Origin of the sequence: Promicromonospora umidemergens (genome assembly GCF_024171995.1) — a bacterium.
GTDB lineage: Bacteria > Actinomycetota > Actinomycetes > Actinomycetales > Cellulomonadaceae > Promicromonospora > Promicromonospora umidemergens.
The window spans coordinates 45,141-53,045 of sequence record NZ_JAMTCT010000031.1 but is presented as its reverse complement, the minus strand read 5'-3'; the positions used below and the strand labels follow the sequence as shown (position 1 = coordinate 53,045).

Genomic DNA, 7,905 nt, shown 5'->3' with positions numbered 1-7,905 from the left:
GTCCGCGTCGCCGCCGGCCTGCTGTGCTTTTTGCTCGTATTCGGCTTTCTCGGTCTCGTCCTTCGCGCCATCGGCGAGGTCCTGCCACCGGTCCTTCGACCCCGCAGCCGCCTGCGCCGCATCCTGCGCCTCGCGCGCCCGGTCCAACGCCGCGAGCGTCTCGGCCTGCACGCGCTCCAACGACGACGCGTACCCGACCAGCGCGTCCCCGGCGGCGACATACCGCGAATGGGCCTTCCGGATCTCCCCGACGGTGTCTTCCTTGGCACTCATCAACGAGTCCACGGCCTGCGAGATCGTCCCCTCGACATCCAACCGGGACATCGAGGAGGCCGCGTTGTCGATCGAGCGGGCAACCTCCTGATACTCCTGCCCACCCGACAGCACCAGCACCGGATCCCCCGGCGTCGGATCAGCGTCCAACCCCACCGGCGACCAATCAGACGGCCTCACGCGCCGTCGCCTGAGATGCCCTTGGCTAGGTCGCCATCGATCTGCGTGAACGCGTCAGCCACCTGGGTCGAGGCGTCGGCCAGCTTGCGCAGGTTGTCCGTCATCTTGCCGCGTGTGTCGTCCCACTTGTGCGCGAAGTCCCGCACCACGCCGGACAAGCCCTCGTGCCCCACGGCCTCCGCGATCCGGTCACTATTCGCATTCGCGTTCTCGAACTCGTTCGCCACCGTCGTCAGGCTCGAACCCAGTTCCCGCACTGCATCCAGATCCACCTTCAGATCAGCCATCGCACACCGCCTTTTCGCCGTCAGTCACCGTCTGATCAGCGAGGATACTGGGCGCTCGCACGGCGGGCCATGGGTTTAGGTACCCATGGCCACTGGCCGGGCGGGTCATACCTGCTACGCGGTCGGCAGGGCGATCGCAGGGAGCCGACATCGGTCTGCGGGTTGACGGTCGGGCGGGCCTCTCGTTGTCGGGCCCAAGAGGTCCCACACGGGACGATTCGTCGCTCACACCTGGCGGTCTCCTTCGTTCCGGTCCTGACGGGGACCGTTCCGGGACGGGCGTGGTGCAAGTATCACGAGGAGGCTTCTTCTGAACGCGCGATGAACGTCCAGACCACTGTGTCTTGAGGGGTGATGGTAGGTGTGTCGTGCACCTTCTGCTCGATGGTCACGGTCGCCTGCTCTCCCAGCAGGACCGCCAGTTCTTGAGCGATCTCCTGGAGGTCCTCCGTGCCGTCATCGTTGATCTCCCGCACTTGGCACGTGAGGGTCACATGGAGACCGTCGACGGCGACCCCGAACGCCAGAGCGCCCTGCGGGATGAGCCCGAGGGATGCCTGGGTCGCCTGAACGATGATGTAGTTCTCCCACACGGGGGCGTTGCCTAGATCTTCTGGTGTCGGCAGTGTCATGGGGTCCAACCTGGGGTTGTAGGAACGACGGTGGGGCTGCCGCTTCCCTTGATGAAAATGGTGTCCGTTGTGACTCGAACGATGACGTCGTGAGGAACGAGGTCCCACCGGGCACGATTCGTCGCTCATACCTGAGCGTCTCAGCCGTTCCGTTCGAGAACCTGGACAGCGTCGGCGGCGGCGCTGACGACGGCGCTCCAGCCCGGATGCGCCAGGTACGCCGCGTCGGGCTCGTCGCCCAGCTCGTCGACGATCGGCTCCAGGACGGAGTTGAGCTTCTCCAACACGTCAACCTCGTCGGTCGTGATGATCGATCCGACGCTCTCGACCGGGTCGGGCAGCACCGTGGTGTCGTCGTAGAGGACGTGAACGTTGAGGTCCAAGTCGCCGTAGTACGCCTCGTCATCAGACACTTTTCCCCACCGCGTGCGCTGGTGCTCGGGGTCGCTCAAGGAGCGGAGAGACGTGATCACCTGCGCTCGCATCTCTGGGTACTGGATCTTGCTGAAGGCCACGACTACGGGAGCGCCACCTTCGGCAAGATAGAAGTGGTCCGGGAACCACTCGACGTGCCAGTGCTCGCCAGGCTTCCCTTCCCGCGCGAAGCTGACGAGGTTCTCTGTCAGGACCTTCCGGCTCTCCTGGCTTCCCGTGATCCGCATCGCGGCCGCGCTCTCGTCGTGGTCGATCAGGACCAGTGACTTGGAGGACTCGACCCGGACTGAGGTGAGTGCCTCGTCGTAGGGCCAGATCCTCTCCGGGGCCTCGACCTCGATCGTCGTCGGAGCGTTGGCGACAGCCGCGGCCAACGCGGCAAGGCCTTCGGGATCGGCGCCGATCTCCATCTCGCCGGACTCTGTGTGCCGCCGTACGTGAATCATGCTCACCTGCCTTTCGGTCCGAAGTGGTGGAGTCGCCCCGGTCTCGTCAGGAGTTCTGGTCTTCTTGCGTCGTGACGGCCACCAGCTTTGCCCTGAGGCTGGTGAGGTGCTCGAGCGACTGTCCTTCGATCAGGGACGCGGTGATGTCGGCTCCTATCGCGTTGGCGAGCCAGTCAGCGACGATGCTCTGTTCCTCGACGGTCATCGTTGAGAAGTTGACCCCGATGACGCTGACGTTCTCGTCGAGGATCCGGCGGAGGTCGCCCGTTTCGGCCTCCACGTGGCGTTCGAGAAAGTCGAACCACCACGACGAGCTGACGTAGTCGTCCTGTACGCGGTCCGAGCCGAAGGCGATCATCGCAGTCATGGTGGAATCGATATCCGTGAACGCCTGCGCCACCTGCGTCGAGGCGTCCGCCGCGGGCCATGGGTCGAGGCACCCATGGCCCGCTGTCCGCCTGAGGTGAAGGTCGTCCTACGCAGGATAGGTCCGGAAGGTCTGGGTGCGTTCGAGGAACCCTTCGGCGAAGAACGTGCTCCGCACGGTGTTCTGCTGCACTCCACGCAGGAAGTCCGTGGTCGTCGTCTCGAACCGTTCCCACGCGTCGCCGTCGGCGTTCTGGACGTAGATGGGGTACGGGTCATCGACGGCCGCCTCCGGCTCGACGAGCCAGTAGAGCACCGGGCCGGTGCCGGTGCTGGCCCAGGCGATGAGCCGTGCGCCGGCCGGCAGGTCGTCGGGCGGGGTGGAGAACTCGTTCTCCCAGAAGATCTGCAGGTCCTCGAACACGCCGTTCGAGTCGAGCAGGTTCCGGTCGCTGTACTGCTCGCCCGGCGCGTAGACCCGGATGTAGTCGAACCAGAGGCCGTCGCCTCCGGCGTCGACCAGCGCCCGGTAGTCCTGCGGGATCCGGAGCTGCAAGACGTTCTCGGCCTGGTCCCAGTCGAAGGGCTCGCCGGGCGGGACCAGTCCTCCGGCGTCGATCAGCTCATCCAGGCTTGCCATGCGTCATGACCTCGTTCCGAAGAAGAATCCATCTGCGTTCTTGGTGATGTTCCCAGCTTTCACCTCAGCACTGAGCAGGGGCAGGTCAGTGCGGGAGTGCTGATCGTCATCGCGGCAGTCGCGGCCAGGTGTCCCGCCTGGTGGACGTCCAACGCGGCCAACGTCTCCGCCTGCACACGTTCCAGGGAGGACGCGTACCCGACCAGGGCGTCCCCCGCGGCGACATACCGCGAATGGGGCCTTGCGGATCTCCCCGATGGTGTCTTCCTTGGCACTCATCAACGAGTCCACGGCCTGCGAGATCGTCCCCTCCACATCCAACCGGGACATCGCCGAGGCGGCGTTGTCGATCGACCGGGCGACCTCCTGATACTCCTGCCCACCCGCCAGCACCAGCACCGGATCACCCGGCGTCGGATCCGCGTCCAAACCGACCGGCGACCAATCAGACGGCCTCACGCTGCACCGTTGGCGGGAGCCGGTGCCGCTGCCCTTTTACCATTGGTCACCCGTCTGACCAGGGAGGATACCGGGCGCTCTGGCGGTGGCTCATGGGTTGAGGTACCCATGGCCGCCAACCGCGGCGGACGATAGCGCCGACCCGGCCCGCAAGGCAGCCGGGGCAGGGAACCACCACCACCGATTAGACTTCCGACGGCGCACGCTGCGTCCCGCCGTCGGACAGCCCCCGGGCGACGAACGGCGGAAACCCACCCCACGCTGGAAGGACCTCTCCGTGCTCCGCACCCACACGGCCGGCTCACTACGGGCCGAGCACATCGGCCAGACCGTCACCCTCACGGGCTGGGTCGATCGCCGCCGTGATCACGGGGGAGTGGCGTTCATCGACCTGCGTGACGCGTCGGGCATCGCCCAGGTCGTCATCCGGGACGAGGAGATCGCCCACCCGCTGCGCGCCGAGTTCGTGCTGCAGGTGACGGGCGAGGTCGGCCGACGCCCCGAGGGCAACGCCAACCCCAACCTCGCCACCGGTGAGATCGAGGTCGTCGCGACCGAGGTCATCACGCTCAACGAGTCGGCCCCGCTGCCGTTCCAGGTGTCCACCGCGCTCGCGGACACCGAGGTCATCGGCGAGGAGGCGCGCCTCAAGCACCGCTACCTCGACCTGCGCCGTCCGGCACCGGCCGCCGCGCTCCGCCTGCGTTCGAAGGCCAACCAGGCCGCGCGCCGCGTGCTGGACGAGCAGGAGTTCGTCGAGATCGAGACGCCGACCCTGACCCGGTCCACCCCGGAGGGCGCCCGCGACTTCCTGGTCCCGGCCCGCCTCGCGCCCGGCTCCTGGTACGCCCTGCCGCAGTCGCCGCAGCTGTTCAAGCAGCTGCTCATGGTCAGCGGGATGGAGCGCTACTACCAGATCGCCCGCTGCTACCGCGACGAGGACTTCCGCGCGGACCGCCAGCCGGAGTTCACGCAGCTCGACGTCGAGATGAGCTTCGTGGAGCAGGACGACGTCATCGCCCTGGGTGAGAAGATCCTGCAGGCGCTGTGGGCCCTGGTCGACGTCGAGATCCCGACCCCGATCCAGCGCATGACGTTCCACGAGGCAATGCGCCTGTACGGCTCGGACAAGCCCGACCTGCGCTTCGGCAACCCGATCGTCGAGCTCACCGACTTCTTCAAGGAGACGCCGTTCCGCGTGTTCCAGGCGGAGTACGTGGGCGCCGTCGTCATGCAGGGCGGCGCGTCGCAGCCCCGCCGCCAGTTCGACGCCTGGCAGGAGTGGGCCAAGCAGCGTGGCGCGCGCGGCCTCGCCTACGTCACGTTCTCGGAGGACGGCGAGCTCGGCGGCCCGGTCGCCAAGAACCTGTCCGACGACGAGCGGGCGAACCTCGCGAAGGCCACCGGCGCCGAGCCGGGCGACGCGGTGTTCTTCGCCGCGGGCAAGACGTCCGACTCCCGCGCGCTGCTCGGCGCGGCGCGCGTCGAGATCGCGCACCGGACCGGCCAGATCGACGAGAACGCCTGGGCGTTCGTGTGGATCGTTGACGCCCCCCTGTTCAAGCCGGCGGGCGAGGATGACGACGTCGACCTGGGCTCGTCGGCCTGGACCGCGGTGCACCACGCGTTCACGTCGCCCACCCCCGAGTGGATCGACACGTTCGAGCAGGCACCCGGCGACGCCCTGGCCTACGCGTACGACATCGTGTGCAACGGCAACGAGATCGGTGGCGGCTCGATCCGTATCCACCGCCGTGACGTGCAGGAGCGCGTCTTCGAGGTGATGGGCATCGGTCAGGAGGAGGCGCAGGAGAAGTTCGGCTTCCTGCTCGACGCCTTCGCGTTCGGCGCCCCGCCGCACGGCGGTATCGCGTTCGGCTGGGACCGTATCGTCGCCCTGCTGACGAAGTCCGCCTCGATCCGCGACGTCATCGCGTTCCCGAAGTCGGGCGGCGGGTTCGACCCGCTGACCGCTGCACCGGCTCCGATCACGCCCGAGCAGCGCAAGGAGGCCGGCGTCGACTTCCAGCCGGAGGCCGCAGCGCCCGTGGCGGCCACCACGGCGTGACCCGGCTGGGCCGGCACGGGCTCGACCACGTCTTCCACGCCGTCCGGACCGACTTTCTCGACGTCGCCCGGTCGTGGACGGACAGCACGGGTCCGGACGACGCCGGTGCGGCCGGCGTCGTCGAGCTCGCCGACCCGACGGGCGAGCGCGCCGGACGCGTCTACGCGGCGGTGGGCGAGCCGGCGCGCGTCGCGGCACTGCTCGGCACGGTGACGCCGGACGACACGGTGCGCGGTGTGACGATCACGCGCGGTTCCGGGGTCCTGGCCGGAGAGACCCTCTCCGGCTGGGGCCTCGCACCCGACGCCACCTGGGACCGGATGGTCACCGAGACCGCGCCGAAGGTGCCCGACGCCGCCGGGGCCGTCGTGGAGCTGCTCGACCTGGACCGCGACGCCGACGAGATCGCGGACCTGCTCGCCCTGGCCAACCCGAGCACGCGGCAGGGGGTGCACGGACCTCGCGCGCGCCGTGCCCGCTGGTACGGGGTCCGGGTGCCTCCGGAGGTACCGGGGCGCAGCTCAGGGAGTCTCGTCGCGGTCGGCTCGGCCATGCCCGTCCCGGGCGACGCGGTCCACCTGGGTTCGATCGGTACGCTGCCGGCGGTCCGCGGCCGTGGGTACGCCGGGGCCCTGACGGCGCGCATGGCGGCGGACGGTGTCGACGAGCGTGGGCTGGTGACTCTCGGGCTGTACCACGACAACGTCGCAGCGCGGAGGGTCTACGAGCGGCTGGGCTTCGTGCTGGCGCACGAGGTGGAGACGTGGCACCGCGCCTGACCCGCGTGTTTGCCGGGCGTACCTGGGGCAACACTGGTTAGGTGGAGGCGGGGCGCCGGTCCCGGTGCCTCGAACCCAGCTTTGAGAGGCAGCCTCATGACCGAGAACGAAGGCGGCACACCGCGCGATCCGCAGCGCGATCCGGAGACACCGTTCACGCAGCCGGTGCCGGAGTCGTCGCTGGACGCGGAGCAGCCACCGGGCACCCCGACCGACCCCACCTCGAACGAGCCGTCGGGCCAGCCTGGTGCGCATTCGCCCTACGGGATGCCAGGGGCGCCCGCCGCCTACGGGCAGCCCGGGGATCCCGCCACCCAGCAGTACGGCTACGCGCCGTCGCCGCCCAAGAACGACCTGGCCGTCTGGTCGCTGGTCACGGGCATCCTGAGCTATGTGTTCTGCCCGCTGCTGCTCGGCATCGCGGCGATCATCACCGGCACCATGAGCCGCAGGGCTGCCGACGAGGGCCTCGCGAACAACCGCGGGATGGGGACCGCGGGTCTCATCCTGGGCTGGATCAACGTGGCCCTGTCGTTGCTCGCCATCGTGTTCTTCGTGATCGCCATCGCGGCGGGGCTGTTCGCCGGAGGCCTCGGTAGCTTCTACGAGATGAACGAGATGCGGGACATGACCGGCTACTGATCCTCCCGCCTGCGTCGACGGTGGGGTCGACGGTGGGGTCGACGGTGGGTAGGCTTCCCCATCCGAACGACGTGCCGCACCCGGGGTCTGACCTGTAGGTTTGGCACCTCCGCGCCGGGTCAGCCCCGGCACAACGCAAGCAGAGAGGCAGCACGATGACCCAGCCTGACGGCGGCCAGTCGCCGTACGACCCGCCGCAGCATCCTGAGCAGGGCCAGCCCGCGTCGCAGCCGGGAGCGGCTCCGGGGGAGCCGCCGCCGTACCAGCAGGCGCCGTACCAGCAGGCGCCGCAGGGACCCGCCTACGCGCAGGGCGGTCAGCCGTACGCCTACGGCGCCGCACCGATGCCGAAGAACAGTCTCGGTGTGTGGTCGCTCGTGCTGGGCATCCTGGCGGTGCTGGGCTGTGGCCTGCTCACGGGCATCGCCGCGATCATCACCGGGCACAAGAGCCGCAGGGCTCAGCAGGAGGGCCAGGCGGACAACGGGGGCATGGGGCTCGCGGGCATCATCACCGGTTGGGTCGGCATCGCATGGACCACGATCTACATCATCATCATGATCTTCTTCGTGGGCATGGCCATCAACGACCCGTCGTTCCAGGACAGCTTCGAGCAGGAGATGGAGAGCGGCTACTCCGAGAACTACTGAGTCGTCCCGCGGTCGCCGGTCAGCCCGGCACGCTCCTGGTGAGATATC

At 68.5% G+C, this 7,905-nt stretch carries 10 protein-coding genes; 4 read left to right on the top strand and 6 right to left on the bottom strand.

What is annotated here, in order from left to right:
• The 6 genes from APR04_RS28035 to APR04_RS28010 form a co-directional block, all read right to left on the bottom strand.
• Window positions 1–423, bottom strand: a 423-nt coding sequence (locus APR04_RS28035) for a hypothetical protein (RefSeq protein ID WP_253877383.1), incomplete at its 3' end; no start/stop codon positions are given.
• A gap of 26 nt (window positions 424–449) precedes the next feature.
• Complete coding sequence (locus APR04_RS28030; protein ID WP_253877381.1) at window positions 450–740, bottom strand: DUF6317 family protein; 291 nt, start codon at window positions 738–740, stop codon at window positions 450–452.
• Between the two features lie 293 nt (window positions 741–1,033).
• Entirely contained in the window at window positions 1,034–1,372 is a 339-nt protein-coding gene (locus tag APR04_RS28025; RefSeq protein ID WP_253877379.1) for a hypothetical protein, read from the bottom strand.
• A 140-nt stretch (window positions 1,373–1,512) separates the two neighbouring features.
• Entirely contained in the window at window positions 1,513–2,217 is a 705-nt protein-coding gene (locus APR04_RS28020) for an SCO4402 family protein (protein WP_253877377.1), read from the bottom strand.
• A gap of 82 nt (window positions 2,218–2,299) precedes the next feature.
• Complete coding sequence (locus tag APR04_RS28015; RefSeq protein ID WP_253877375.1) at window positions 2,300–2,653, bottom strand: hypothetical protein; 354 nt, start codon at window positions 2,651–2,653, stop codon at window positions 2,300–2,302.
• A gap of 75 nt (window positions 2,654–2,728) precedes the next feature.
• Window positions 2,729–3,259: an SMI1/KNR4 family protein gene (locus APR04_RS28010; protein ID WP_253877373.1), complete on the bottom strand. Its 531-nt coding sequence runs from the start codon at window positions 3,257–3,259 to the stop codon at window positions 2,729–2,731.
• A gap of 736 nt (window positions 3,260–3,995) precedes the next feature.
• Between APR04_RS28010 and aspS the strand changes: the two genes are divergently transcribed.
• The 4 genes from aspS to APR04_RS27990 all read left to right on the top strand — a co-directional run bounded on the left by aspS (window position 3,996) and on the right by APR04_RS27990 (window position 7,857).
• Window positions 3,996–5,786, top strand: coding sequence for an aspartate--tRNA ligase (gene aspS / locus APR04_RS28005; protein ID WP_253877371.1), 1,791 nt, complete (start codon window positions 3,996–3,998; stop codon window positions 5,784–5,786).
• Window positions 5,783–6,565, top strand: coding sequence for a GNAT family N-acetyltransferase (locus tag APR04_RS28000; protein ID WP_253877369.1), 783 nt, complete (start codon window positions 5,783–5,785; stop codon window positions 6,563–6,565). The genes aspS and APR04_RS28000 overlap by 4 nt, the downstream gene beginning before the upstream one ends.
• 96 nt (window positions 6,566–6,661) lie before the next feature.
• Complete coding sequence (locus APR04_RS27995) at window positions 6,662–7,207, top strand: DUF4190 domain-containing protein (protein ID WP_253877367.1); 546 nt, start codon at window positions 6,662–6,664, stop codon at window positions 7,205–7,207.
• A gap of 155 nt (window positions 7,208–7,362) precedes the next feature.
• On the top strand, window positions 7,363–7,857 hold the full coding sequence (locus APR04_RS27990; RefSeq protein ID WP_253877364.1) for a DUF4190 domain-containing protein: 495 nt from the start codon (window positions 7,363–7,365) through the stop codon (window positions 7,855–7,857).
• Window positions 7,858–7,905 lie beyond the last annotated feature (48 nt).